Origin of the sequence: Rhodanobacter sp. Root179 (genome assembly GCF_001428465.1) — a bacterium.
GTDB lineage: Bacteria > Pseudomonadota > Gammaproteobacteria > Xanthomonadales > Rhodanobacteraceae > Rhodanobacter.
The window spans coordinates 64692-89849 of sequence record NZ_LMHR01000085.1; the positions used below are offsets into that span (position 1 = coordinate 64692).

27 protein-coding genes are annotated in these 25158 nt (G+C 66.1%); 16 read left to right on the top strand and 11 right to left on the bottom strand.

The features are described 5' to 3' along the window. Positions 1–89 precede the first annotated feature (89 nt). The 3 genes from ASD82_RS13450 to ASD82_RS13460 form a co-directional block, all read right to left on the bottom strand. The gene (locus tag ASD82_RS13450) at positions 90–743 is read right to left on the bottom strand and encodes a glutathione S-transferase family protein (RefSeq protein ID WP_056718338.1); all 654 of its coding nucleotides are present in this window, start codon (positions 741–743) and stop codon (positions 90–92) included. Between the two features lie 67 nt (positions 744–810). Further along, positions 811–2034, bottom strand: coding sequence for a heparan-alpha-glucosaminide N-acetyltransferase domain-containing protein (locus tag ASD82_RS13455; RefSeq protein WP_056718339.1), 1224 nt, complete (start codon positions 2032–2034; stop codon positions 811–813). A 2-nt stretch (positions 2035–2036) separates the two neighbouring features. Beyond that, positions 2037–2516, bottom strand: a complete 480-nt coding sequence (locus ASD82_RS13460; protein WP_056718340.1) for a VOC family protein — start codon at positions 2514–2516, stop codon at positions 2037–2039. Positions 2517–2697: 181 nt separating this feature from the next. Between ASD82_RS13460 and ASD82_RS13465 the strand changes: the two genes are divergently transcribed. The 3 genes from ASD82_RS13465 (at position 2698) to ASD82_RS13475 (ending at position 5401) form a co-directional block, all read left to right on the top strand. Then, a complete protein-coding gene (locus ASD82_RS13465) occupies positions 2698–3195 on the top strand; it encodes a hypothetical protein (RefSeq protein WP_056718341.1) in 498 nt (165 codons plus the stop codon). 162 nt (positions 3196–3357) lie between these two features. Then, on the top strand, positions 3358–4182 hold the full coding sequence (locus ASD82_RS13470; protein WP_056718342.1) for a hypothetical protein: 825 nt from the start codon (positions 3358–3360) through the stop codon (positions 4180–4182). A gap of 82 nt (positions 4183–4264) precedes the next feature. Continuing rightward, positions 4265–5401 (top strand): MBL fold metallo-hydrolase, encoded by a 1137-nt coding sequence (locus tag ASD82_RS13475; RefSeq protein WP_056718343.1) that lies wholly within the window; start codon positions 4265–4267, stop codon positions 5399–5401. A gap of 98 nt (positions 5402–5499) precedes the next feature. On the opposite strand, the gene ASD82_RS13480 is transcribed toward ASD82_RS13475, so the two are convergent. Continuing rightward, complete coding sequence (locus ASD82_RS13480; protein WP_200950304.1) at positions 5500–5952, bottom strand: MarR family transcriptional regulator; 453 nt, start codon at positions 5950–5952, stop codon at positions 5500–5502. Beyond that, positions 5949–7394 carry an MFS transporter gene (locus ASD82_RS13485; RefSeq protein WP_056718344.1) on the bottom strand — a complete coding sequence of 482 codons (1446 nt, stop codon included), beginning with the start codon at positions 7392–7394 and terminating at the stop codon, positions 5949–5951. Before ASD82_RS13485 ends, ASD82_RS13480 begins: the two co-directional genes overlap by 4 nt. A gap of 196 nt (positions 7395–7590) precedes the next feature. Between ASD82_RS13485 and ASD82_RS13490 the strand changes: the two genes are divergently transcribed. Further along, positions 7591–8760 (top strand): M23 family metallopeptidase, encoded by a 1170-nt coding sequence (locus ASD82_RS13490; RefSeq protein ID WP_162253830.1) that lies wholly within the window; start codon positions 7591–7593, stop codon positions 8758–8760. 48 nt (positions 8761–8808) lie between these two features. Here ASD82_RS13490 and ASD82_RS13495 read toward each other — a convergent pair whose 3' ends face one another. From ASD82_RS13495 to ASD82_RS13505, 3 genes are all read right to left on the bottom strand, one after another. Continuing rightward, on the bottom strand, positions 8809–9399 hold the full coding sequence (locus tag ASD82_RS13495) for a DsrE family protein (RefSeq protein ID WP_056718346.1): 591 nt from the start codon (positions 9397–9399) through the stop codon (positions 8809–8811). A gap of 123 nt (positions 9400–9522) precedes the next feature. Beyond that, on the bottom strand, positions 9523–10422 hold the full coding sequence (locus tag ASD82_RS13500; RefSeq protein WP_056718347.1) for a sensor domain-containing diguanylate cyclase: 900 nt from the start codon (positions 10420–10422) through the stop codon (positions 9523–9525). Between the two features lie 199 nt (positions 10423–10621). Beyond that, positions 10622–10978, bottom strand: a complete 357-nt coding sequence (locus tag ASD82_RS13505) for a DUF1428 domain-containing protein (RefSeq protein ID WP_056718348.1) — start codon at positions 10976–10978, stop codon at positions 10622–10624. Between the two features lie 138 nt (positions 10979–11116). Between ASD82_RS13505 and ASD82_RS13510 the strand changes: the two genes are divergently transcribed. After that, positions 11117–11335, top strand: coding sequence for a hypothetical protein (locus ASD82_RS13510; protein WP_056718349.1), 219 nt, complete (start codon positions 11117–11119; stop codon positions 11333–11335). A gap of 18 nt (positions 11336–11353) precedes the next feature. On the opposite strand, the gene ASD82_RS13515 is transcribed toward ASD82_RS13510, so the two are convergent. Continuing rightward, the gene (locus tag ASD82_RS13515) at positions 11354–11797 is read right to left on the bottom strand and encodes an SRPBCC family protein (protein WP_056718350.1); all 444 of its coding nucleotides are present in this window, start codon (positions 11795–11797) and stop codon (positions 11354–11356) included. Between the two features lie 294 nt (positions 11798–12091). On the opposite strand from ASD82_RS13515, the gene ASD82_RS13520 reads away from it, so the two are divergent. From ASD82_RS13520 to ASD82_RS13530, 3 genes are all read left to right on the top strand, one after another. After that, positions 12092–13555 carry a dihydrolipoyl dehydrogenase gene (locus tag ASD82_RS13520; protein ID WP_056718351.1) on the top strand — a complete coding sequence of 488 codons (1464 nt, stop codon included), beginning with the start codon at positions 12092–12094 and terminating at the stop codon, positions 13553–13555. 92 nt (positions 13556–13647) lie between these two features. Then, a complete protein-coding gene (locus tag ASD82_RS13525) occupies positions 13648–14223 on the top strand; it encodes a TMEM175 family protein (RefSeq protein WP_056718352.1) in 576 nt (191 codons plus the stop codon). Between the two features lie 50 nt (positions 14224–14273). Then, entirely contained in the window at positions 14274–14744 is a 471-nt protein-coding gene (locus ASD82_RS13530) for a nuclear transport factor 2 family protein (protein WP_235580720.1), read from the top strand. Positions 14745–14746: 2 nt separating this feature from the next. Here ASD82_RS13530 and ASD82_RS13535 read toward each other — a convergent pair whose 3' ends face one another. Further along, complete coding sequence (locus tag ASD82_RS13535) at positions 14747–15553, bottom strand: NAD-dependent protein deacetylase (RefSeq protein ID WP_056718353.1); 807 nt, start codon at positions 15551–15553, stop codon at positions 14747–14749. A 146-nt stretch (positions 15554–15699) separates the two neighbouring features. On the opposite strand from ASD82_RS13535, the gene ASD82_RS17825 reads away from it, so the two are divergent. The 5 genes from ASD82_RS17825 (at position 15700) to bla (ending at position 19634) form a co-directional block, all read left to right on the top strand. Beyond that, the gene (locus tag ASD82_RS17825) at positions 15700–15876 is read left to right on the top strand and encodes a hypothetical protein (protein ID WP_157598883.1); all 177 of its coding nucleotides are present in this window, start codon (positions 15700–15702) and stop codon (positions 15874–15876) included. Positions 15877–15943: 67 nt separating this feature from the next. Next, entirely contained in the window at positions 15944–17065 is a 1122-nt protein-coding gene (locus tag ASD82_RS13540) for a DUF1615 domain-containing protein (RefSeq protein ID WP_056718354.1), read from the top strand. 163 nt (positions 17066–17228) lie between these two features. Further along, a complete protein-coding gene (locus ASD82_RS13545) occupies positions 17229–17843 on the top strand; it encodes a CPBP family intramembrane glutamic endopeptidase (protein ID WP_056718355.1) in 615 nt (204 codons plus the stop codon). 100 nt (positions 17844–17943) lie between these two features. Further along, complete coding sequence (locus ASD82_RS13550; RefSeq protein ID WP_056718356.1) at positions 17944–18648, top strand: glutathione S-transferase N-terminal domain-containing protein; 705 nt, start codon at positions 17944–17946, stop codon at positions 18646–18648. A 101-nt stretch (positions 18649–18749) separates the two neighbouring features. Then, positions 18750–19634: a class A beta-lactamase gene (bla, locus tag ASD82_RS13555; RefSeq protein WP_056718357.1), complete on the top strand. Its 885-nt coding sequence runs from the start codon at positions 18750–18752 to the stop codon at positions 19632–19634. A gap of 45 nt (positions 19635–19679) precedes the next feature. On the opposite strand, the gene ASD82_RS13560 is transcribed toward bla, so the two are convergent. After that, a complete protein-coding gene (locus ASD82_RS13560; protein ID WP_056718402.1) occupies positions 19680–21908 on the bottom strand; it encodes a penicillin acylase family protein in 2229 nt (742 codons plus the stop codon). Positions 21909–22223: 315 nt separating this feature from the next. Here ASD82_RS13560 and ASD82_RS13565 point away from each other — a divergent pair, with 315 nt between their 5' ends. The 3 genes from ASD82_RS13565 (at position 22224) to ASD82_RS13575 (ending at position 25145) form a co-directional block, all read left to right on the top strand. Next, complete coding sequence (locus ASD82_RS13565) at positions 22224–22802, top strand: OmpA family protein (protein ID WP_056718358.1); 579 nt, start codon at positions 22224–22226, stop codon at positions 22800–22802. A gap of 314 nt (positions 22803–23116) precedes the next feature. Further along, positions 23117–23881: a hypothetical protein gene (locus tag ASD82_RS13570; RefSeq protein ID WP_056718359.1), complete on the top strand. Its 765-nt coding sequence runs from the start codon at positions 23117–23119 to the stop codon at positions 23879–23881. A 487-nt stretch (positions 23882–24368) separates the two neighbouring features. Further along, positions 24369–25145 (top strand): iron-containing redox enzyme family protein, encoded by a 777-nt coding sequence (locus tag ASD82_RS13575; protein ID WP_056718360.1) that lies wholly within the window; start codon positions 24369–24371, stop codon positions 25143–25145. Positions 25146–25158 lie beyond the last annotated feature (13 nt).

Consider the following 25158-nt stretch of genomic DNA (forward strand, 5'->3'; position numbering starts at 1 on the left):
AGCGCTTCCCGATGGCTGCTTCATCCTGCGCAACGCCGGGGATCCACGGCTCCACTGAGTGTTGCGCGGGGAGCCAGGACGAATGACGGTCAGCCCGCCGCTCGGCTGTTCTCGAACACGGCCAATTGCGCCGCAAAAGCCCGCTTGAACGCAGGCCGGGCTTCGGCGCGGGCGACGTAGGCGGCGAGATTCGGGTAGTCGTCCAGTATTCCCGTGGGCTGCGCCCGGAACAGCACGCCGACCATCATCAGGTCGCCCGCGCTGAACGCGCCGTCGAGCCAGTCGGCCTCGCCAAGACGGCGGGACAGCAGGCCCAGTGTCTTGCGCGCCCGCTCCTCGAGCATCGGCTGGCGTTGCTCGTACCAGGGCTTGTTGCATTCGAATACCTTGGCCATGCTGAACTCGACCAGCGGCGGCTCCACCGTGTTCAGCGCGGCGAACATCCAGGTGATCGCGCGTGCGCGGGCATTCGCCTCGTCCGGCAGCAGGCCCGGGCGCGTCTGCGCGAGGTGGAACACGATGGCGCCCGACTCGAACAGGGCGAGCTCGCCTTCTTCATAGGTGGGGATCTGCCCGAACGGGTGCAGCGCCAGATGCGCGGGCTGTTTCATCGCCGCGAACGAGACCAGCCGCACTTCGTAGGCCTGGCCGACTTCTTCCAGCGCCCAGCGGACGCGCATGTCGCGGGCCAGGCCACGGCCGCGATCGGGCGACGATTCAAAGGCGGTGATGGTGGGATTCATGGTTGGCTCCTGTTTATGGCATGACGCCGCGTGCGTCACGGGGGATGGCGGGAAAACTTCATGATGTTCAGAGATAGCTGAGCCACCAGTTCCTGCGTCGCCGCTTGATGTCGGCATACCAGCGACACAACGGATACAGGGCAAGCACGACGATGACCCAGAGCAGGTAGATCACGGGCAGGCTCGCGGCCCAGCCCGCCGGCGCGGTGAACGGAAAATGCCCCAGGTCCGGCGACCGGAACATGCCGTCGACGTTGCCGAAACGCAGGTAACAGGCGACCACCGCCAGCAGGTGGATCAGATAGAAGTGCAGGACGTAGAAGAACAGCGGCACCTTGCCGATGATCAGTGCGGGGCGCAGCCAGCGCGGAGCGCCACCGTCGAACACGCGCAACAGCAGCAGGGCAGGGCCCAGCGTCATCAGCAGGAACAGCAGCGACGGCGGGTATTTGTTGGTGTCGAGGAAGGACAGCAGCGTCCACAGCGGCGACTTCTGCATCGACCAGGCGAGCGGGTCGCCGTACACGTTCAGCAGTCGCAGCAGTACGAAGCCCGCGACGAGTCCGGTGCCGAATCGAAGCAGCAGTGCGCGGCGACGCTCGTCGCTCCAGCGATACGCCTGTCCCAGCGTGTAACCCAGCGCGGTCACACCCAGCCACGGAATCAGCGGATAGGCGATGAACACCACGTGCTGCGGGGTGTTGATCAGAAAACCCGGCGCATGCAGCACTGACCACAAGGGGGCGAAGGCACCGAAGGCAGTCGCCGGGATGCCGTCCAGCAGGTTGTGGCCAGCCACCAGGATCACGCCGAACGCCACGATCACCCGGTCCGGCAGATGGATCAGCCCGGCCAGCACGATCATCGACCAGCCCAGCGCCCACAGCACGGTGATGATGGTCACCTGGTAGTCGAGGTTGAATTGCAGCGCGAAGCGCATCACGACCACTTCGAGGAACAGCAGCCACAAGCCGCGCGTGAGCAGGAAACGCGACAGCTCATTCTTCGACAGTCGCTGCAGCGCGAGCCGGGCGCCGGTGCCGGTGAGCAGGAAGAACACCGGCGCGCAGAAATGGGTGATCCAGCGGGTCAGGAAGAGCGGCGCCGTGGTGGTGGCCAGATCGGTGGGGTTGGCACCGGGCGCGCCGAAGAAATCGTGCACGTGGTCCAGCGCCATGATGACGATGATGATGCCGCGCAGCAGGTCGACCGATTCGATGCGGAACCGGCCGGAAGGATTGCCGGAGGCCGTCCGGCCTCCGTTGTGCATCGTGGTGATGGTCGTTGCCATGGTCAGCCGCGCACGGCGGCTTCGATCGCGGCGATGTCGATCTTGCCCATCTTCATCATTGCCTCGAACGCGCGCCGGGCCACGGCAGGGTCCGGGTGGGTGACTGCAGCGATCAGCATGCGGGGGCTGATCTGCCAGGAAACGCCCCACTTGTCCTTGCACCAGCCGCAGGCGCTGGCCTGGCCGCCGTTGTCGATGATCGCGTTCCACAGGCGATCGGTTTCAGTCTGGTCGTCGGTGGCCACCTGGAACGAGAAGGACTCGTTGTGCAGCATGCCCGGTCCGCCATTCAGGCCCACGCAGGGGATGCCCATGACCGTGAAGTCGACCATCAGCACATCGCCCTGTTTGCCGGCGGGGTAATCGCCCGGTGCGCTATGGATCGCCCCCACCGAGCTGTCCGGGAAGGTCCTGGCGTAGAACGTAGCGGCCTCCAGGGCGGCGCCGTCGTACCAGACGCAGATGGTGTTCTTGGCGAGCATGGGATTCTCCTGGCTTGGGGGTGGGATGCTTCCTTGTTGCGACGAACGAGGTGCAGACGGATCGACACCGGGATCGGGCCGTCGCAACACCATCTTCATGGAGCGCACACACCCTTGCCAGCATCTTTGGCGTCGACGCCGGCGTGGCACCGGTAGTGACGAGATGGACGGGAGCAACCCCATGCAGACGAGCAGAGGCATTTCCCTGGTCACGATCCTGGTCGTCCTGGCGATCCTGGTCGTGGTGGCGGCGTTCGCCATCCCCGCGTGGCACGACCGGGTCGCCCGCGACCATATCGAGGAGGCCATGAAGGCCACCGATGCACCCAAGCTGGTGGTCATGGAGGCGGCGACGACAAAGGGCGGCCTGGCTCATGTCACCCGGAGCGACCTCGCCTACAACGCCGGCCCGCCCAGCGAATACGTCGACAAAATCGAACTGGGGGACGGTGGCCGGATCACGCTGACCACGCGAGACACCGGCATCAAGCCCGACCCCGTGCTGGTCCTGCTGCCGGTGGAACCTACCGCTGACAACCCCAGCCGCACCATCAGCTGGACCTGCACCATGGTGGTCGGCAACCAGTCGGCCGCACCTGGCGCGTGCGCGGGCACCGGTCAGACGGCGGCCGCGCCGCCGGCCACGGCGCCCGCGCCCGCGGCGACCAGCGTGCACTGACCGCCGCGTGGACTGACCGCCGGGGAGTCGACTGTATCGCGGTGCACTGCATGCGGCCCCGGCTCACGCGAGGTCCCGCCGAAAGCCCATTGCAGCCGGCTGTGCCGCGCGCGATGCTTGCGCACCTGAGAGCGTGGTTCGGAGTGAACCGGGGAGCGCAAGGTGCACGAGCATTCGGATACCTGGACGGCGGCGGACCTGCTGTCCTATGAGAAGTACATCGAATCGACCACCGGCCTGGAGCGATTGAGCCGTGTGGCCACGGCAGACGAGGAGTGGGTGCTCAGCGACTGGGATGGCGAACGCTACACGATCCGCTTCGACAAGAATTTCTCCAAGAAGCACCTGGCCACGTTCTCCAAGGATCGCGAGCGCACCGAGCGCGAGGCGTATTTCGAATGGCTGAACTCGGGCAAGACCCGGGAGGCCGGCGAAAACTGGCAGCGGGCCGAGCATGGCTTGATGAACCAGAAGATGAAGACGACGGCGGACAACCGCAATGTCGCCGACCTCTGCGGTTGCGGCCATCGCTTCAACAGGCATCCCGGCGCAGGTGCCTGCACCCAGTGTAGCTGCCCGCGATTCGTCACCACATTTGCGGCCAGCCGCATCGTCCAGGGCAAGCCGGTGGAGGATCCGCTGGCCGGCATGAAGACGGCCCGCACCACCTTCATCGTGCTCAACTGGGTGCCGAAGGCCGACTTCGAGAGTGTCGTCGTGCAATCGATCCAGGCGCACGAGAAGCCGAGCGGCTGGAAGCGTGGTGATCCGCTGGCCAAGGCGGTCAATGACGAAGCGGTGCTGAAATGGGACTTCGGCGTTGCCCGCGTCGGCGCCGTGGTCCAGGCCCAGGCCGGCACCGATCCGGCGACCTGGGTCAGGAAGCAGGGCTGCTACATCAAGGCCAGGAAAATCGCCACCGACTGGGGCCGGCAGACCTGGCAGGTCTTCCACATGGAAAGCGGGCCGGCGCATCCGGCGTTCTGAGCGGTGCGGCGGCAGGATCGTGCCTGTCACGACGGCTCATTGACGATCCACCGTAGAGGGCTGCGATGAAAGAGCACGCCGCATGAAGTCCTTTGGCAAGCCGCCGCAGGGCGAGCGGCTGGAACGGCTGCACGATCTGCCGCTGTGGGACGGCGAACGTCTGCGCAACATCCATCCGGTCCTGCCGGGACTGCGCGATCCGGATGCGCCGCGACCCACGCTGCGGGATTTCTTCTGCGGCGACGAGAACCGCACGCCACCCGCGCCGCTGCCTGCGCGGGACCCGCGCAGCGGCTGGGCGAGAAAGCCGGCCAGCGGCTTGCGGGCCACCTGGCTGGGCCACTCCACCGTATTGCTGGAGATCGACGGCTTTCGGGTGCTCACCGATCCGGTGTGGGGACAGCGGGCCTCGCCCTTCACCTTGCTGGGGCCACGGCGCTTCCAGCCGGTGCCGATCGGCTTGCGCGATCTGCCGCCGATCGACGCCGTGGTCATTTCGCACGACCACTACGACCACCTGGACTATCCGACGATCCGCGCGCTGGCGAAATCGAAGGTTCCGTTCGTTACCTCGCTTGGTGTCGGCGCCCATCTCGAAAGCTGGGGCATCGCGCCGTCACGCATCACCGAACTGGTCTGGTGGCAAAGCCATCGCGTGCCGGGCACCGGGCTCACCATCACGGCGGCGCCGTCGCAGCATTTCTCCGGCCGCGGCCTGAAGGATCGCAACCAGACCTTGTGGTCATCGATGGTCATGGCCGGCGACCGGCATAGGGTATTTTTCAGCGGTGACACCGGGCTCACCACCGAGTATGAAGTCATCCGCGACCGGCTCGGTCCGTTCGATCTGGTGATGCTCGAAGTCGGTGCGTTCCATCCTTCCTGGGGCGATATCCATCTGGGGCCCGCCAACGCGCTGGCCGCTCACCGCCTGCTTGGCGGCGGCGTGCTGATGCCGGTGCACTGGGGCACGTTCGCGCTGGCCACGCATGCCTGGGACGAACCCGTCGAGGATCTGCTGAAACTGGCCGCTCCGAGCGGCACCGATCTGCTGTTGCCGCGTCTCGGCGAACCGGTCGAACCCGTCGAGCACCGGGAAGTGCAGCCTTGGTGGCGTGGCGGCAAACCCGCCGGCAACAGGCGTTCGATGGAACGGGAACCCGCCGAAGCCGCCGTCGCCGATCAGCTGGGTGACCAGTTGCCCTGGCCACTGGATTGAACACCGCGGCAGCAAAAAGCAAGGGTCAGGGCGCGCGCTTTTATTTGAGCGTGGCCCGTGAAAAGTCACCTCGGATCCTGTTTTCCACCCACGACTGCTCAGTCTTCCGCACGCGATTCCTGATGCGCCGCTACCTTGTCCAGGATGCGCCGCAGCGTCTTGATGTCCGTGGCTGACAGATCCTGCAGGGCAGGTGGAGTGGCTTCGACGACTCGGCGGGTGGTGGCCATGACGCTGCGGCCCGCCGCCGTGATCGACACCAGCTTGGCACGCCGGTTTTCAGGGTGGGGATAACGTTCGACAAGACCACGGCTTTCCAGGTCGTTGATGGCGACGGTCGCCGCTGGTGCATCGGTGGACATGGCGTCCGCGAGGTCCTTCAGGGTCATCGGGCCGGCGCCGAGCCGCTTGAGTGCGCGGATCCGGCTGAAGGGCAGCCCGGTGGCGTCGGTGACCTTGCGGCGCCAGTCGCCGCGGCTGTCCATCACCCATGCCACCAGGGTTTGCCAAATGACGTCGGAATCATTCTGTTTCGGTACTGCCTTGCTCACACCGCTGCTCCCGAGGGCGCCTCCTCCAGCAAATGCGCAGCGTGGCGCCTGCTGTCGTGGGCCCACGATGTGCTGGAAAGCCAGCCCAGAAAAACGACTGCCACACCGCCGGCAACGACCAGCCACCAGAACGGATGCGTTGCTTGAGGGAAGTTGCGCAGCACTCCCCGGGTTCCGGCAATGGTACCGGCAATGGCCACGCCCAGCGACGCCCCGACCTGCCGGCTGGTGGAGGACACCGCGGCAGCCAGTCCGGCTTGTGCTTTGGGCATGCCTGAAACGGCGGTGTGGGTGATGGGCGCATTTACCATGCCGAAGCCGATGCCGAAGATCACGTAGCCCGCCACCAGCAGACCCAGCGGGGTCGTCGCGGTCAATTGCGTGAGCATCAACGCGCTGATGGTGGTCGCGGTGCCGGAGATCAACAGGGATGGCCGGGTGCCGTGGGTGCCGAGCAGTCTTCCGGAGAAGGGTGAGCAAAGGATGGTCGCAAGAGCCATCGGCAGCGTGCACAGCCCGGTTTGAAAGGCGGAGTAGCCACGAACTTCCTGCAGGTAGATGGCATTGAGGAACAGGAAGCCGGAAAACGCGGAGAAGCTGCAGATGGCGATCAGAGTGGCACTGCTGAACGGGATGCTGCGGAAGAAGCGCAGGTCGATCAGCGGCTCTATCCGTCGCGGTTCATAAACCAGCAACGCCACGACGGCAAGCACCGCCAGGGCGAACAGGCCGGTGATGGTCAGCGTATGCCAGCCGATGTGCGGACCCTCGATAACGGCATAAGTCAGCGCAGCGAGTGCAAGAAAGACCAGCGTCTGCCCGACCGGATCCACCCGTCGCGCCTGGGCCGCCTTCGATTCGGGTATGTAGAGGGCCGCCAGGATCATCGCCGCCGCACCGATCGGCAAGTTGACCCAGAAGATCGAGCGCCAGCCGATGCTTTGCGTGAGGGCGCCACCGATCAACGGGCCCAGCGCCATCGAGACACCGGCCACGGCACCCCATATGCCGATCGCGCGGGCGCGTGCCTTCGGCTCATGGAAGGTATTGACGATGATGGACATGGCCACCGGGTTCAGCATGGTGGCGCCCAGCGCCTGCAGGATGCGGAAGGCGATCAGGCCGTGGATGTACGGGGCCAGGCTGCACAGCAGCGAGCCGAGCATGAAGATGGCCATGCCGGTCTGGAAGACACGTCGGCGCCCGAAGCGATCCGCCATCGAGCCTGCCAGCATCAACAGGCTGGCCACCACCATCGTGTAGGCATCGATCACCCACTGCAGTCCGGATATCGACGCGTCCAGGTCGCGGTGAATCGAAGGCAGCGCGACGTTGACGATCGTGATGTCCATTCCGACCATCAGCAGGCTGAGGCAGCAAATGGCAAGGATCAGGTTCGGGTGCGACCTGAACTGCCGGATGGGGTCATGGATTGTGTTCATACAAAAATTGTATAAATACAATTATTGTAAGTCAACAATTATTAGTGTCGAAGCGCCTGCGCCGGGAGAGGGGACGTGGACAAACGCCGGGCGAGGTCTCTTGTGGATTTCCCCGCGGTGAGTGAATCTGACTTCGCTGGTGCGCATCGTCATTGATCATGCGGCCATGGGCATATCTCGGGAGATGCATGTGTCGATGGGTGGAAGATTCGCGCGCTGGCTTTTCGCGCCCTCGTTGTGCTGGATTTCACTGGCTGGTGCGCAGCAGGCGCTCGCGCCGGTGGAGGCACGCGTGCCGTTTGCCCCGGCCGCGGTGGCTGGCAGCGATGAACGGATGCATCTCGCCTACGAGCTGCATGTCACCAGCATCTACGGTGACGCCGGCCCGCTGAAGCCGCGGGAGCTGGAGGTGTATGCGGACGATGACCGTACGCCGCTCGCCCGCTTCGATGCTGAAGATCTGGCGGGGATGACTCGACCGGCACCGGCTGAACATGCGCCGGTGACCATCGACGCCGGTAAGCGCGTCGTCGTCTACGTCTGGCTGACCCTGCCCACGGCGAGCCCGTTACCACGGACCTTGCGCCATCGGATGACCTTCGCCACCGCGAAGCAGAAGACCGAGTTGCTTGATGGCGTGCGTGTATCGTTGAGTGCCGAGGCACCCGTGCTTATCGGGCCACCGCTGCGCGGCGGACTCTGGCTGGCACACGAGGGGCCGGGCAATGCGCATTCGCATCACTGGGGCAGCCTGGTGGCAGTGAACGGGCAAGTGACCATTCCGCAACGCTACGCACTGGACCTGGTGGGGATTGATCCGCGCGGGCAGGTGGTGCGTGCAGGCGTGAAGAATGTCGGCAAGTCGCGGCATCCGGACTGGGTCGGCTACGGTGCGGACGTGCTCGCGGTGGCGGACGGGGTCGTGCGCGATGCACGCGACGGCGAGCCGGAACACCCGCCACTCAACCCGCAATCGGAGCCGGAGTCATTGACGGCACATGGCCTGTTCGGCAATTACGTGGTGCTGGAGATCCAACCAGGCGTGTTCGCCAGCTACGCGCACCTGCAACGCGGTAGCGTAAAGCTGCGTATCGGCGATCATGTGCGCAAGGGACAGCTGCTGGCGCATCTGGGCCAGTCCGGCAGTTCCAGCGCGCCGCATCTGCATTTCCAGCTTTCCAGCGCGATGACGTTCGAAGGTTCCGAAGGCCTGCCGTTCCTGTTCGACCGCTTCGACTTGCTCGGGCCGGAAGCCGAGGCGCAGCTGTTTGGCCAGGGCGAGCCATGGGTACCGCTGCCGCTCCGGCACCGGCAAGCCGAGATGCCGCTGGACGACATGGTGATCGGATTCCCCGCCTTGCGTTGACGTCCCTGGCGGGGCGCAAGGCGACCACGCTGGCTTGGCCGATGATCCCTACAATTGCATGTAGTGGTATCCCTGTTGCTCGTACACGACCGGAGCGGTGAGCGCCGACAGGGTGACGGTGACGGCCGGATCGAGCTCGTTGTCCTGGACGCCGTGTTCGGCCAGGGCCTGGCTGCAGACGAGCAGCTTGACGCCGGCCTTCTTCAGCGCGTGCAGGATTTCCAGGTTCGGATTGCCCTTCTTCAGGTGTTTGCGCGAAGCGGCATCGGTCAAGCTCGCGGCGCCCGCTCGTTGATCGAGCAACGCCACGATGTGCATGCGCTCCGGCGGCACACCGGAGTAGGCCAGCAGATTCACCAGTCGTGCCAGGCGCTCCAGCGATGGATACGGTTTGCCCTTGTCGGTTCCGGTGGAAATCACGTCGACGAGGATCTTGTAGTCGGCCTTCGGGTCGGGCTGGGCGTCGGCATCCGGACGCGGATGCACGCCGCCGAATTTCGGGATCAGCGGATACACCCAGGTCGTGGTGGGCGAGGCCTTGGCGGCAGCCGCGGCTGGCTCCGCAGCCTGCGCCGGCAGCGACATCGCCACCAGCGCCATGCAGGACAGTACCCGGGCGAGCGAAAGCTTGATCTTCATGATTTTCCCCTTGCCGCGGGCTGCGGCTGGCGCATCATGCTAATCCCCTTGCGGCTCGTCCGGTAATCCGCTCAGCCCGACGTCGACGCACGGTCCTTCGCCCGACTGCGGTGACCGCGATGATCAGTCGTCGTCCGCGCTGCTTTCTTCGCTCTGGCGGAGGCCGCTTTCGCGTGACGACTGCTGATGCTTGACGGCGTACATCGCACGGTCGGCCTGGGCCAGCAGGGCTTTCGCGTTGGCTCCATCGTCGGGAAAACAGGCGATGCCGATGCTGGCGTCCAGCAGGAACAGGCCGTCGGGCAGGCTGAAGGGAATGGTGAGACGGGCGCGCAGGGTTTCGGCAACTGCCCGGGCGGTCTGTGCGTCGCGGCAGCCGGGCAGCAGAGCGACAAACTCGTCGCCACCGACCCGGGCCACCAGGTCGCCCTGCCGAACGCCCTGCTGCAGGCGCGCGGCCACCTCGCGCAACAGATGATCGCCGGCATCGTGGCCGCCACGGTCGTTGACGTCCTTGAACCCGTCGAGATCCAGATACAGCACCGCCACGCCGTGACCGGTATGCCTGGCGTGATCAATCGCGGATTGCAGTTCGATGCGCAGGCGGTCGCGGTTGGCCAGTCCGGTCAGCGAGTCGTGGTTGGCGCGGTGCTCCAGTTCGCGCTCCAGGCGGCGCAGTTCGGTCACCTCGCGGCCGACGCCGATGCGCACGCCATGCTGCGGCAGCCAGCGCGCCGACCACTGGATGTCGACGCTGTGGCCGTCCTTGTGCAGGTAGCGGTTGCGGAAATGCAGCTGCAGCTTGCCCGACATGACCTGCTCGGCCTGTGCGGCGGTGGCGGCGCGATCGTCGGGGTGAACCAGCTCGAAGATGCGCCGGCCCAGCACTTCCTCCGGGGTGTAGCCGAAGATGCGCTTGAAGCTCGCGTTGACGAACAGCAGGTGTCCCTCGGTGTCCACCACGCAGACGGCATCGGGCATCAGGTCGAGCACGTCGGCGAGTGGAGGAAGCGTCGGGATCATCTGCCTGCGGTGGTCGTCTGTTCCGGTGGTGTGCGCAGAAAGGCGTCATCACCATCGTGCGTCCCGTCGCAAGCTATCAGAATCACCGTGCCTGTGGGTGAAGGCAGGGCGCAGGCGCCACGCGCATAAGGTCGGGAGCCATCGGCGGCGCGATGGCTTCCGACATCATCCGGCGAACATGGATGGTTCCCGCCGGCGGTCAGTCCGGCAGGCTGACCACCGGCACGAAGCCGCCGAAGATCATGCGCTTTCCATCGAAGGGGCAGGCGCTGGCCGCTTCCATGCGCGGGTCCTGCATGAACTTTTCCATGCCGGCATCATGGGTGGCCTTGTCGGGCCATTCGACCCACGAAAACACCACCGCTTCATCGGCCTGTGCCTGCACGGCGCGGCGGAAATCGGTGAGCTTGCCATCGGGCACATCCTCGCCCCAGCACTCCATCACCCGGGTGGCGCCGAATTCCAGGAAGATGCTGTCGAACGTGCGGGCGTGTTCGATGAACTGCGCGCGGTTGGCATGGGGAACGGCGATCACGAAACCATCGATCCAGGACATGGTTGTCTCCTTGCGGGAATGGGGGCCGACAAGGCCACCTTCACTACAGCGACGAACCGGCGCCAGGGATATCGACACGTGCGCGGCTTCCGGTGCAGCGTCGATATACTGGCCCGACCTTTGCCGGGAACAGGCTTCATGCGCAGTTTCGACGATACAAACGGCAATCCATGGCAAGCGGCGGTGCTGGACGCGTCCTACGGCAACATGCTGCTGGTGTTTTCCCACGCCGGCGACCTGACGGTTCGCAAGACCGTCATGGCCGCGGAAAACCTTCGCCTGGCGGAGCAGCAGCTGCTGGATATGGACGAGGCGCAATTGCGTGATCTGCTGGCCGAATCGGTGCCGTGGGACTAGCACGGCAGGTATCGGCAATCAGTCCGGAATGTCCACCTCGACCAGCCGGCCGAGCTGTGCCAGCGATTCCTGCCAGCCGACGTAGCACTGCTCCAGCGGAATCACTTCGGGCAGGCCTTCCTGCACCACGTGCAGTTCGGTGCCGCAGGACACGGTCTTCAAGGTGACGGTCACCGTGATTTCACCGGGCAGGTTGGGATCGTCGAACTGGTCGGTGTAGCGGATGTGTTCGAACGGCGTGAGCTCGACATAGGTGCCGCCGAAGACGTGGCTGTGGCCGGTCGAGAAGTTGGTGAAGGACATCTTGTAACTGCCGCCGACGCGGGCATCCAGATGATGCACCCTGGCGGTGAAGCCGTTCGGCGGCAACCATTTGACCTGGGCCTCGGCATCGAGGAAGGCGCGATAGACGCGCTCGGCCGGCGCGCGCAGTACCCGATGCAGGCGGACAGTGTTGGACATGGCGGTTTTCCTGGCTGGAGGAGTAGCCCTCATGGCAGCAACGAACGGGCGGGGTGGAAATCGACAGCCGGTGTCCGATGGGTTCATCGTCCCGGTCGATTCGATATCGCGTTGCCTGCGGGCCTGGTCTCGGCCGTTTTGCAGTAGCCTGAAGCGCGGTCACCGACACCCGCGATGGCCGGAACATTCCCGCGCAGTGATGAAAGGTGATCCCATGATCGACACTTCGATGGCAACTCATCCGCATGGCCGGCCGTGGCCGGAACCTGCAGGCGCACGACGGGCGGTGACGGCATGAGCACGCGCGAGGTCGACGTCGCCATCATCGGGTCCGGCACCGCGGGCATGTCCGCCTATCGCCAGGCGCGCAAGCGCACCGACCGCATCGCCCTGATCGAAGGCGGCCCGTTTGGCACCACCTGCGCCCGGGTCGGCTGCATGCCCTCGAAATTGCTGATCGCCGCGGCCGAGGCGCGGCACCGGCTGGCAGTGTTGCCCGCGTTCGGTATCGCCAGCGACGCGGGCAGGGTCGATGGCCGCGCGGTGATGAAGCGGGTGCGTGACGAACGCGACCGCTTCGTGGGCTTCGTGCTCGATGCGGTGGCGGGCTTCGACCCTGCCCACGTGCTGCGGGCGCACGCCGAATTCGAGGACCCGCATACGCTGAAACTGTCGCCAGCGATGGACGGCAGCGTGCCGCCGGTCGAGCGGGTCCGTGCCGGGCGCATCATCATCGCCACCGGTTCGCGGCCGGCAATTCCCGCGGTGCTGCGGGCGGCTGGCGACCGGCTGATCATCAGCGACGACGTGTTCGACTGGCAGGACCTGCCCGGCTCGGTGGCCGTGTTTGGTGCCGGCGTGATCGGCCTGGAGCTGGGCCAGGCCCTCCATCGGCTGGGCGTCCGCGTGCACCTGTTCGGTCGTGACGGACGGATTGGCGCGATCAGCGATCCGGTGGTGCGCGCCGAGGCCACGCGGTTGATCGCGGCGGAACTGCCGCTCAGCCTGGATGCCGCTGACGTGCGCGTCGAGCGGGACGGCGAGGCGGTGGTCGTGCACTTCACCGACCCGGGCAGCGCGGCGACCAGCGAGCGCTTCGATTACCTGCTGGCCGCCACCGGGCGCACGCCCAATGTCGAGATGCTGGCGCTCGAGCATTCCGGGCTCGAGCTCGATGCCAGGGGTTTGCCGGTGTTCGATCCGCAGACCACCCGGGCCGGCGACAGCCATGTCTTCATCGCCGGTGATGCCGATGCCGATCGGGTGTTGCTGCACGAAGCGGCCGACGAGGGCCACCTGGCCGGCGAGCAGGCCGCGCGGTATCCGGCGGTCTACCGGCATACCCGGCGCACCCCGCTGGGCGTGGTGTTTTCCGATCCGCAGATCGCCTACGCCGGGCGACGGCATGCGCAACTGCTTGCCGACGGCGTCGATTTCGCGGTGGGCGAGGTGTCCTTCGAGGACCAGGGGCGTTCGCGGGTGATGCTGGTCAACCACGGCCTGCTGCGCGTTTATGGCGAGCAGGGCAGCGGCCTGCTGCTGGGCGCCGAGATGATCGGCCCGCAGAACGAGCACATCGCCCACCTGCTGGCCTGGGCGATCCAGGCGCGCATGACGGTGGCCGGCGTGCTGCAGATGCCGTTCTACCACCCCACGATCGAGGAGGGCCTGCGCACCGCGTTGCGCGAGCTGCTCACCGCGCTGGGCATGGGCGCCGCGCCGCCGCTGCACTGCATCGACTGCGGACCGGGCGCCTAGGCCACGGAACCGGCGCGTGCCGGATGTATCCGGACGCTGGCTGAGGCACACTGCGCGTCGGCCGGCGATGGGGCCTGATCGGGAGACAACAGGTGGGCAAGGGCAGGCTGGAAGCATTCAGTGACGGCGTCATCGCCATCATCATCACCATCATGGTGCTGGAGCTGAAGGTGCCGCATGAAACCACGCTGGCGGCGCTCGGTCCGCTGGCACCGGTGTTGCTCAGCTACGTGTTGAGCTTCGTCTACGTCGGCATCTACTGGAACAACCACCATCACATGCTGGCGATCACCCATCGGGTATCGGGCACGGTGCTGTGGGCGAACCTGCACCTGCTGTTCTGGCTGTCGCTGTTCCCGTTCACCACGGCATGGATGGGCGAAAACCACCTGGCCCAGGCGCCGACCGCCGTTTACGGCTTCGTCCTGCTGATGGCAGCGGTGGCCTACTGGATACTGGAGCAGGTGCTGATCGCGGTGGCGGGTCCGGACTCGGCGTTGCGCGGGGCCATCGGCTACGACTGGAAGGGCAAGATCTCGCCGCTGCTCTATCTTGGCGGCATCGCGCTGACGTTCTGGCGGCCCTGGGCGGCGCAGCTCTTCTACGCCCTGGCGGCGCTGCTCTGGCTGGTGCCGGATCGGCGCATCGAGAAGCTGGCTGCCCATTGAGCCCGCACACCTTTCAGCCGTCCATAGCCGTCCATCGAGGAGGCGTCATCATGAACGCAGGAAGGCTTCTGATCGCGCTGCAGATGGTGGTGGCGCTGTGCATCGCCAGCCCGCTTCGTGCAGCCACCCCCGACGCGGACGCCGCCGCCATCCGGCAGGTGCTGAACCGGCAGCAGGCGGCCTGGAACCGCGGCGACGTCGACGGGTTCATGCACGGCTACAAGGACGCCCCCGACACGACCTTCGTGGGCAGCAGCGTGCGCAAGGGCTACCGCGCGATCCTGGAGAGCTACCGCAAGCATTACGCCGGCAAGGCCCAGATGGGCAAGCTCACCTTCTCCGATCTCGACGTGCGCCTGCTGCCTGGGCGCGATGGCGAGGTGCGTTATGCCGTGGTCACCGGCCGCTTCCACCTCGATCGCGCTGCCCACGGCGAGGTTGCCCAGGACGATGGCGTGTTCTCGCTGCTGTGGGAAAAGACCGCGGACGGTTGGAAGGTCATTCTCGACCACACCAGCTGATGTCAGGGCTGATGCAGGAAGGCCAGTGAGGTGTCGCAGGGCGCGTCGACCTTCAGGCTCAGCAGCGCATCGGCGCGCGTGCGGCCGAGCGTGACGGCGGCGATCGGCTTGCCGGCGCGCGCGGCGGCATCGACGAAGCGGTAGCCCGAATAGACCATCAGCGACGATCCCACCACCAGCATGGCGTCCGCCGCCTGCCAGGCGCGCGCGGCGGCTTCCACCCGTTCGCGGGGTACTGCCTCGCCGAAGAACACCACGTCGGGTTTCAGGATGCCGCCGCAATGCGGGCAGGGCGGAACCTCGAACTGCGCGAAGTCATGGCCTTCCAGGTCGGCGTCGCCGTCCGGCGCATCGCCGGCATCCAGTGACAGCCATGCCGGGTTGCGCTCCTCCAGCATCTGCTGGAACGCGTGGCGGCCCAGCCGTGCCTCGCAACCCATGCAGCGCACTTCGTCGAGGCGTCCGTGCAGGTCCAGCACGCGCTCGCTGCCGGCGTGCTGGTGCAGGCGATCCACGTTCTGCGTCACCAGCAGCTCGACCTGGCCGCGCCGCTCGAGCGCGACCAGCGCACGGTGGGTGGCATTGGGCAGCGCACGACCGAAACGCCGCCAGCCGACCAGGCTGCGCGCCCAGTAACGCTGGCGCGTGGCCGGCTCATGCATGAAGGCGGCGTAGTTCACCGGCGGCGGGCGTTTCCACTGGCCGTCGCGGTCGCGATAGTCGGGGATGCCCGAATCCGTGCTGCAGCCCGCGCCGGTCAGCACGAACAGGCGCGGATGGTCGTCGATGAATTGCTGGAGCGGAGTCATGGCGCAGATATGGGTGCTGACGGCAAGGAAAAACAGGCGGCCTTCACGGCGGGCTTGCCGTGCCGGGAAGCGCCGACGATGATGGCGATGGACTGTAGCGCGTCCGCCTTGCGGCGGGCAGGGTCACGGACACAGGGAGCAAGCACATGGATCACGCTGGAACGGATGAAGTCACCGCTGCCCGGGCGGCGAAGCTTGATGATGACGCGTACAAGATGTGGCACGAAAAGCCCGCGGGGAAATTCGTGCTGGGCTTTTCCGTGTTCGTGCTGGCCGAAGTGCTGGTCTACGGAACCCTGCACTGGATCTTTCCGCTGATCTGAACCGGAAGCCAGTGAGCGTAGCCAGGACGCTGGTCGACGCGAGGCATCGGCGCGTTAGCATGGCCGGATGAAGCTCATCGCGATCGACTCCGCGTTCTCCTCGCCGTGGCGAGTGCCGGCCTGGCTGTTGGCATTGCTGCTGGTCGGCTGCGCTTCGCAGCCCGTGCAGAACGCGCGCAGCCCGGCACAGGTGCGCAGCGACCTGCTGCGGCTGATCCCGGCCAGTGCCGACGATCGCGCCGGCTGGGCCACCGACATCCAGGTGGCGTTTTCCGCCCGGCAGATCGCGCCGAGCACGGCCAACCTGTGTGCGGTGCTGGCGGTGACCGAGCAGGAGTCGGGGTTCAAGGTGGACCCGGTGGTGCCCGGACTGGGCCGGATCGCGCGCCAGGAAATTGACCGTCGCGCCGCGGCGAAGCACATCCCCGGGTTCCTGGTGGATGCGGCGCTGTGGCTGAAGTCGCCCGACGGCCGGCGTTACAGCGAGCGGCTGTCGGCGGCGCGCACCGAGAAGCAGTTGAGCGGGATCTTCCAGGACTTCATCGGCATGGTACCGCTCGGCAGGCGGCTGTTCGGCGAGCTCAATCCCGTGCATACGGCCGGCCCGATGCAGGTGAGCATCGCGTTCGCCGAGGCCCATGCCCGGGACTATCCGTATCCGATCAAGGGCTCGATCCGCGACGAGGTGTTCAGCCGGCGCGGCGGCCTGTATTTCGGCATCGCGCACCTGCTGGGATATCCGGCGGACTATCCCGCGCCGATCTACCGCTTCGCCGATTTCAACGCCGGCTGGTACGCCAGCCGCAACGCCGCGTTCCAGCATGCGGTGAGCGTCGCCTCGGGCATCCCGCTGGCGCTGGACGGCGACCTGCTGTCGCCGGATGCCGGTTTCGGCGATCGCCCGGGAGCGACGGAACTGGCGGTGCGGACCCTGTCTTCGCAGCTGGACATGAGCGACTCGGCGATCCATCGGGCTCTGGCGCAGGGCGAGCGTCAGGACTTCGTGGACAGCAAGCTCTACGCCCGCGTGTATGCGCTGGCCGAGGGCATCGAACACCAGCCACTGCCGCGCGCGCAGCTGCCGGGCATCACCTTGAAGAGCCCGAAGATCACCCGCAAGCTCACCACCGCCTGGTTCGCCAAACGCGTCGAGGAGCGCTGGCAGCGCTGCATGGCGCGGGCGAAATAGCCGGTTCGACAAGCCCGCTGGCGCCCCCGGAATGTGTGACGCACGGCGATTGTGGCACCTGTGATGGCCGTGACAGCATCGGTGTGGTTGCCGGATCGCGGAGGTAGTCGTAAGGAAATACCCGGCCGGCCGCAGATTCTCGTACTCAACACAGGGGAAGATCATGTGGCTTGTGTTGCCCGTCGTGAATGCGCTGATCGCGGTCATCGTGCTGGCCGGTGTGCCGTTCCTCGGCTATTTCATCTGGCACAAATGGCGGCATAAACGGCGTTTTGTCGAGATCGCCCGTCGCGCAGGCCTGCAGGGGTCGAGCGCCCGTTATCTGATGATCAGCGCGGCGATCGCGCTGGCCGTGGCAGGCGTGCTGGTGCTGTGGCAACCGCCAGTGGCGCCGTTCCTGCAGGAGGGATCGCCGCAACGGCCGTTTGCCGGACTGGGGTGGGGTGTGCAGGCCATCGTGATGGCGCTGCTTTACGGTGTGGTGCAGACCGGCTTCGTCGAAGAGCTGGTATTCCGTGGCCTGATCGCGGGAAGCCTGGCGCGACGGCTGCCACTGGTGTGGGCGAATCTGCTGCAGGCGCTGATTTTCATGCTGCCCCACCTGCTGATCCTCAAGACGATGCCGCAGATGTGGATGCTGCTGCCGCTGGTCTTCGTGCTGGCGTTGGCGATGGGGTGGGTGCGCATCAAGTCCGGATCCATCCTGGGATCATGGCTGGTGCACGCCACCTTGAACGTCACGATGTGCCTGATGGTGGCGGTGCGCACGGTGGCCTGAGTCGGCCGAGCCGGTTCACGGCAACAACGGCGCCTTCGCCGTATTGAACCTGCCGGCAGGACACCCAATCTGATGGTGATCCCCGTTGCAGGAGTAAGCCGTGTCTGATCTTTCCGCTTTCCCGATCGCCAGCCGCTGGCCGGCCCGCCATCCCGAGCGCATCCAGCTGTACTCGCTCAACACGCCGAACGGGGTGAAGGCGTCGATCATGCTGGAGGAAACCGGGCTGCCGTACGAGCCGCACCTGGTCGACATCATGAACAACGAGAGTCATACGGCGGAGTTCCTCGCGCTGAATCCGAACGGCAAGATTCCCGCGATCATCGACCCGCACGGCCCCGGCGGCGAACCGCTGGCGCTGTTCGAATCGGGCGCGATCCTGCTGTACCTGGCGGACAAGACCGGCCAGTTCATCCCGGCCGATGCGGCGCGGCGCTGGGAAACGATCCAGTGGGTGTTCTTCCAGATGGCCTCGATCGGCCCGATGTTCGGTCAGGTCGGCTTCTTCAACAAGTTCGCCGGCAAGAGCTACGAGGACAAGCGTCCGTTGCAGCGCTACGTCGACGAATCGAAGCGCTTGCTCGGCGTGCTCGACGCGCAGCTGGATGGTCGCGACTGGATCATGGGCAACGACTACACCATCGCCGACATCGCCACGCTGGGCTGGGTGAACAACCTGGTGACCTTTTACGAGGCGCGCGAACTGGTGGCGTTCGACAGCTTCGGGAATGTCTCGGCCTGGCTCGAACGCGGCCTGGCGCGGTCAGCCGTGCAGCGCGGCCTGAAGATTCCGGCGCGGGCTTGAGGCCTGTCAGGATTTCGCCTCCCCGAAGGCCGCCGGGCGCCTGCCTGGCTGACTAGCCTCTGGCGTACCGGACCGCTGGCGTCCCATCACGAGGAGATCCGATGAATCGTCGAAACCTGTTGCAGGGCATCCTGCTGGGTGCGGCGGCGCTGCCGCTGCATCGCGTGGCATTCGCGATGCCGGCGGCGTCACCTGCGATGGATGCCATCGCGGCACGCCTGGCGGCGCTGGAGCGAAAACACGGCGGGCGACTGGGCGTGGCGATGCTGGATACCGGCAGCGGGCACCACGCCGGGCGCCGCATCGACGAGCGCTTCCTGATGTGCAGCACCTTCAAGCTGCTGGCGGTGGCTGCGGTGCTGGCGCGGGTGGATCAGGGCAGCGAGCAGCTGGATCGACGCATCATTTTCGGCAAGGACGTGCTGCTGGCATGGGCGCCGGAGACGTCGCGCCACGTGGGCGCGCCGGGCATGACGGTCGGCGAGCTCTGCCAGGCCGCGATCACGGTGAGCGACAACACCGCCGCCAACCTGCTGCTGGCAAGCCTCGGCGGTCCTGCGGCGGTGACCGCATTCGTGCGCACGCTGGGTGATCCGCTGACCCGGCTCGATCGCACCGAGCCCGAGCTCAACGTCGGCGGTCCGGGCGAGCTGCGCGACACCACCACGCCGCAGGCGATGCTGGGCGACCTGCGCGCCCTGCTGCTGGGTGATGCGCTCTCTGCCGCGTCGCGCGCACGCCTGACCGGCTGGCTGCGCGCGTGCACCACGGGTTTGCACAAGTTGCGCGGCGGCCTGCCATCGGGCTGGCAGGCGGGCGACAAGACCGGCAGCGGCGCGCAGGGCGAGAGCAATGACGTGGCGATCCTGTGGCCACCGCAGCGCGCGCCCGTGCTGGTCACCGCCTATTACGCACCCACATCGCCGGATGCCGACGTGGGCGCCCGCGTGCTGGCCGAGGTGGGTCGCATCGCGGCCAGCCTGTAAAAAAAGCCATTCGGGCTGCCGTGAAGGCGGCCCGTTCGCGCTCCATCATTCCCCCGGGTGATAGACCCGTTCGGTATGCCCCTGCAACTGCTCGGGCCAGAAGTACACGGTGCGCAGGTTGCCGGTGGTGTAGCGCTCGGCCTCGTCGTTGAAGTGTTTCGAGGCGGGATGGCCGCTTTCGCCGCCGGCCGTGATCGCGCGGGCGCTGACCTTGGGGCCGAACTCGACCACCGCCACGAAGCTGTTGCCGCTGGTGCCGTAGTAACGCTTCGTGCCGGGCCAGCGATGCGCGCCGAACGAGGCTAGCGAGCCCCAGCGCGAGGAGACGAACGGCACCGGGATGCTCGGCTTGCCGTCGTCGAAACTCTGCACGATGGCGCCGTCGTTGCGCTGGAAGCGGTTGATCTCGCCCCACGGCACGCCCCAGCTGCCAAAGTCGTGTTCCAGCCGGTCGGAGGCGCTAACGAGCGCGTCGAGGCGCGCCTTCGGGCCCGCGTCGCCGGCCATGAAGTCATACACCGACTGGTCTTCCGACTCGGCCTGGGCATGCACGCGATCCCACAGCGTGTCGCCCCAGAACACCGCCAGCGAGGTCGGCATCGAGGCGATGCCCCAGCGATAGTCCCAGCCCCGCAGCAGGGCGATCTGGCCGGCCAGGCGGGGCTTCAGCGGATCGTTGTCGGGCAGCCTGTCGTAGTCGGACACCAGCACGGGGATCAGTTGCGCGAAGGCGGGCAGATAGGAGTCGAACGCGGCGGTGATCAGCGAGGCCTTGCTGAAGTCGCGTACCCGATCGAGCACGCGGGTGGCGTGGATGCCGCGCGGGTTCTCGCCGAAGGTATCCATGTAGCGTGGGTAATCCTTCTGCTGCGGGCTGAACTTGCCGGCGGCGGAGTAGGGCCAGTTGTTGGTGTTCATGATCCAGCCGTTCGGCGGATCGAGCAGGTGCGGCGCCTCGTCCAGCGTGTGCAGGCCCTGCCAGTCGGTGGCCGGGTCGCTGCCGTCGACCGGCTGGGTGTAGTCGAAGCGGTTGTCGCGCCTGGGGATGAATTGCGGATGCATGTACGCGATCTCGCCCTTGTCGTCGGCGAAGATCGTGTTGTTCGAGGAGTTCGCCTTGAGCTCGGCCACCTTGCGGTAGCTGGCGTAGTCGCTGGCCTTGGTGCGCAGCCAGCTCTGTTCGAGCGCCGCCATCGGCTTGTTCATCAGCGCGATGGCGATCCACTTGCCGTCGGCCGCGCGCACGATCGGGCCGTGATGGGTGAAGCGGGCGGTGAAGCTGCGGCTGGCCAGCGAGCCGTCCTTCGCCCGATAGCGCAGCCTGATCGTGCGCGAGGTCACCGGCCGAAGTTCCTTGCCGTAGCGGTAGAACAGCTGGTCGCCCTTGTGCACGATGGTCTCGGCGAATTCGTCGACCACGTCGGCGCCGGTGGAGGTATGCATCCAGCCGATGTGCGGATTGAAACCCTGGTAGATGAAGAACTGCCCCCACGTCACCGCGCCGTAGGCGTCCAGTCCTTCGTCGCTGGACATCTGCAGTTCGGAGCGGAAGAAGAACGAGGTGTGCGGGTTGATCCACAACAGCGCGCGGCCGTCCACGGTGAGCTTGGGCGCGATCGCGAAGCCGTTCGAGCCGCTCGGCTCGACCCAGCTCGACGGCGTCTGCACGCTGGCCAGTTTCGTTCCGGCCTTGTCGTAGAACGCGGCGAGCCGGTCGAGCGAGACACGCTCGATGTCGCCGCCGATGCTGCCTTCGCTGAAACTCAGCGCCATCCACGGCTCGAACTGCCGGATCACCCGCGGATGCACCTCGGGATGGGTGGCCAGGTAGTAGTTGAGGCCAGCCGCCCAGCTGTCCATCAGGGCCTGCAGCCAGGCCGGACTCTTCGCGTACTGCGCCTTGAGTTCGACGGGATCGATGAACAACTGCTGGCGCAGGTCGCTCCAGATCGCCGACTCGCCCTCGGCTTCGGCGAGCCAGCCCAGCGAGTTCAGGTAATTCGTCTCGACCCGGTTGAAGTCGTCCTCGGCCTGGGCGTAGGCCATGCCGAAGACGGCGTCGGCATCGGTCCTGCCGTGGACGTGGGCAATGCCCCAGTCGTCGCGGGTGATCGTGATTGCCTGGGCCTGGCGCTGCCAGTCGGCCAGCTCCGGCGGTGCGCTGCGGGCGGTGGACAACAGGGTCGTCAGCATCAGCGTGGCGGCCAGCAGGCATCGCGGCAGCAGGGCGGGTGGCGCTGATCGGCGCAGCTTGTTCAAGATGGTTGCATGCATCTGTTTGCGATCCCCGGGTTCGTTGGCGCTGCCGTACCGCGTGGAGTTGACCACTACCGGGCCGTCTGTGCAAAGCCTGGTTCGACGGAGTCGACGGCTCTCCCGGATGCGGCTGATCGAATCGCATCGCTCGCGGAGCGTGCCTGCATCTGCTGGCGATCGGGGCTGCAACTGAACTCGGCATTAATTTGCGCGGGCAAAATACGTCGTCGGGTTCGCAGACTGTGCAGCTTCGCTGGGGCAGGATCGGACAGGTTGTGGCGAGGCTTCGTGCATCACCGCCGCAGCATTCCGATATGAAGAGGAGAACTCCCCATGTTGAATCGATCTTCCCGAGGCGCCTGTCTCGCTCTCGCCCTGGTGGCAGTCACATCCCTTGCCGGCTGCAGCGGCTACGTCAAGCGCACCGACTTCGACGCCGCCATCAGCAAGCTGCAAAGCACCGATGCCCAGATGCAGCAGCAACTGGACGCGCTCACTGCCGACATGCAGCAGCGATTCTCCAAATACGATGCCACCCTGACGGAAATGCAGGGACGCCTGCGCGTGGACACGGTGGCCCATTTCGATTTCAACAAGGCCGATTTGAACGAACAGGACAAGGCCATGCTGAAGGACTTCGCCCAGGTGATGCAGGCGCACCACTCCAGTGCGGTGGTGACGGTGGAAGGCTTCACCGATCCGGCCGGTTCGCGGGCCTATAACCAGCGGCTGGGCCAGAAGCGCGCGGACGCCGTGCGTGACTACCTGGTTTCCAGTGAAGGCATGGCCGCCGGCCAGGTTCGCGCGGTCAGTTATGGCGAGGCGAGCAACCGCCAGGTGGAGAAGGGTGCATCGCGCGACGCGGGCACAAGCAACCGCCGCGTGGCCCTGGTGGTCGATTACGCCGGTTGATCAGGGCGGGGCGCGTGAGCCGCGCCCCGTTCCAGTGGTGCTGCTTGCCGCGCAGGCGAGCATCGTCTGCGCGGCAAGCGCGACGGCTTTCCGAGTTTCCCGAGCTGTACCGAGGCGGTTGTGGGGTTTGTCCAGACCGTCATGTAGGCGGGTGACCGGCGTCCACGCAGGACACGGCTCAAGTTCGATCCGGCCTTGCGCTCGCCCTGCAAATGGGCGTTCCGGGGCCTCATGCCGTGGCTATAGTCCGTCTGATCGTGGGGACGTTCGTTTCGATGCCTTGTCGCCACGTTCTTCCGGCCGAGGATACGAACATGCCCAACTCCAGCGATTACCGGCAGAACGCGAGTTTCTTTCGCAGCCGCCTGAACACGATTGCCGCCTGCACCCGGGTTGGCAAGAGCCGCATCCATATCGATTCGGGCGGCAATCACACCCGACGCCAGCCTTCGCGGTCGATGGAAGAGAAGCTCAGGAATTACGGCGAGCGCCGCTATCACTCGGTGGCGCGCATCCTTGCCTTGTTCGAGATCGTCAGGAAGACCGAGCGGCTGAGTGCCCCGGTGCTGGTCGAAAGCAAGGGCGCGGTGTGGCAGGCCTACGTGGACCGCAGCGGCGGCGTCGACAATGCCTGCCACACCTGTCCATGCCATCTGCAGCTCGATGGCAAGCTGCCGACGATGATCACCGGCAACAGGGGCCTGCGTCGGCATCTGGTGCTGGAGTTTGCCGACTGCGTCTCGTTGCCCCGCAGCGTGAACAACATCGACAGCATCGTCGACGAGATCGCGGGCCGGCAGGCCTTTGTCCGGGCGGCCAGCCTGGTGCTGAACCAGCCGGACACCGGCTGGGCGGAGGGGCTGGATCTGTTCCGCGAGGACATGCGCGAGTTGCTCGGCGACATGGTGGAGACGATCACGCGGCCGCCCGGGCCCGAGTACCGGGCCTCGAGCGAACTGAACCAGGAGCGGCTGGACGTGCTGCTGGCGTATTACGAAGGCATTTTCCTGACCAGCACCGCGTCCATCCGGATGGGCCATTTCATCGCCCAGGTCGAGGCGGAGATGCGCGTGCCCTGAGCGCCTGCGCTTTCCATTCGACTTTTTCGCATGCCCTGGTGCCTGTCGCTGCCTGACGGCAGGCCGGCAGGGTTGCCTGCGCCCGCGGTGCCGGCCCCCCGTTCATTCCGAAGCATGATGCTGCCGCCATCGGCGGTCTTCTGCATCCTCCTCCTGTCGCCCGGTTTTCGCGATGCCGCGCCTGGGGCGCCGACGCTGCCGTGCGCGCGTCTCACGACCGGTTCAGTCGCATGGCGTGACGGTCGAAAGTACAAGTCCCGCAGGATTGCGGCATCGTAGGCCTCTGGCCTGCCTTCACGAAGGCAGTTTTCCCGCCGTGATCAGCGGCGCAGGAAAGCCGCTGCCGAAGCTGGCAGTGCCTTCGGCGAGTGGCGGATGCAGATTTTCCGGTGGTGCCCAGCGGCATGCCGGGGAAACGGCCGGCGTCGGGATTCCGGGTCGGTCGAATGACAGTGACTCATGAACCGCCCAAACCGAGGAGAACGCAATGCACAACGAATTCAAACTGACCGGCCCGCAGACCGAGCTGACCAGCTACCCCCAGTGGGCCCAGGACATGGTGGCCGATTGCGAAAGCACCAAGCGCAGCGTGATCGAGCACCCGCTGTGGGAATCCATGATCAATGGCAGCCTGGGCAAGGCCGGGACCACCAACTTCATGGTCGGCATCTGGCCGGTCATCGAACGGTTCCCGGCGTACATGGCGCAAAGCCTGCTGAAGACCCGGTTCGGCCGCAGCGCCGGCGACAACCTGGCGCGACGCTGGCTGGTACGCAACATCCGCGTCGAGCAGAACCACGCCGAATACTGGCTCAACTGGGCCGAGGGCGCGGGTATTGCCCGCGAGGAAGTGCTGCACGGAGTGGCCCCGCACGGCACCGAGACGCTGGCCAACTGGTGCGAGGACGTCAGCCGCAGGGATACACTGGCCGCAGGCATCGCCGCCACCAACTATGCGGTGGAAGGAGCCACCGGCGAATGGTCGCAACTGCTCTTCGACAGCCGTCGTTATGTCGAACGCTTCCCGGAGAAGAGCCGGGCCGGATCGCTGCGCTGGTTGCAGTTGCATGCGGCCTATGACGACACCCATCCGTGGGAGGCGCTGGAGATAGTCTGTACACTGCTGGGAACGGAACCTTCCGCCGATGAAGTGAGCCACGTCGGCGAATGCATCAAGCGCAGCTACACCAGCATGCGGATTCTTGCTGATCGCTGCGTCAAACCGCATCGTGTTCTGGATGTACTGAACGAAGCCGCAGCCTGAGGGAACCAGGTTC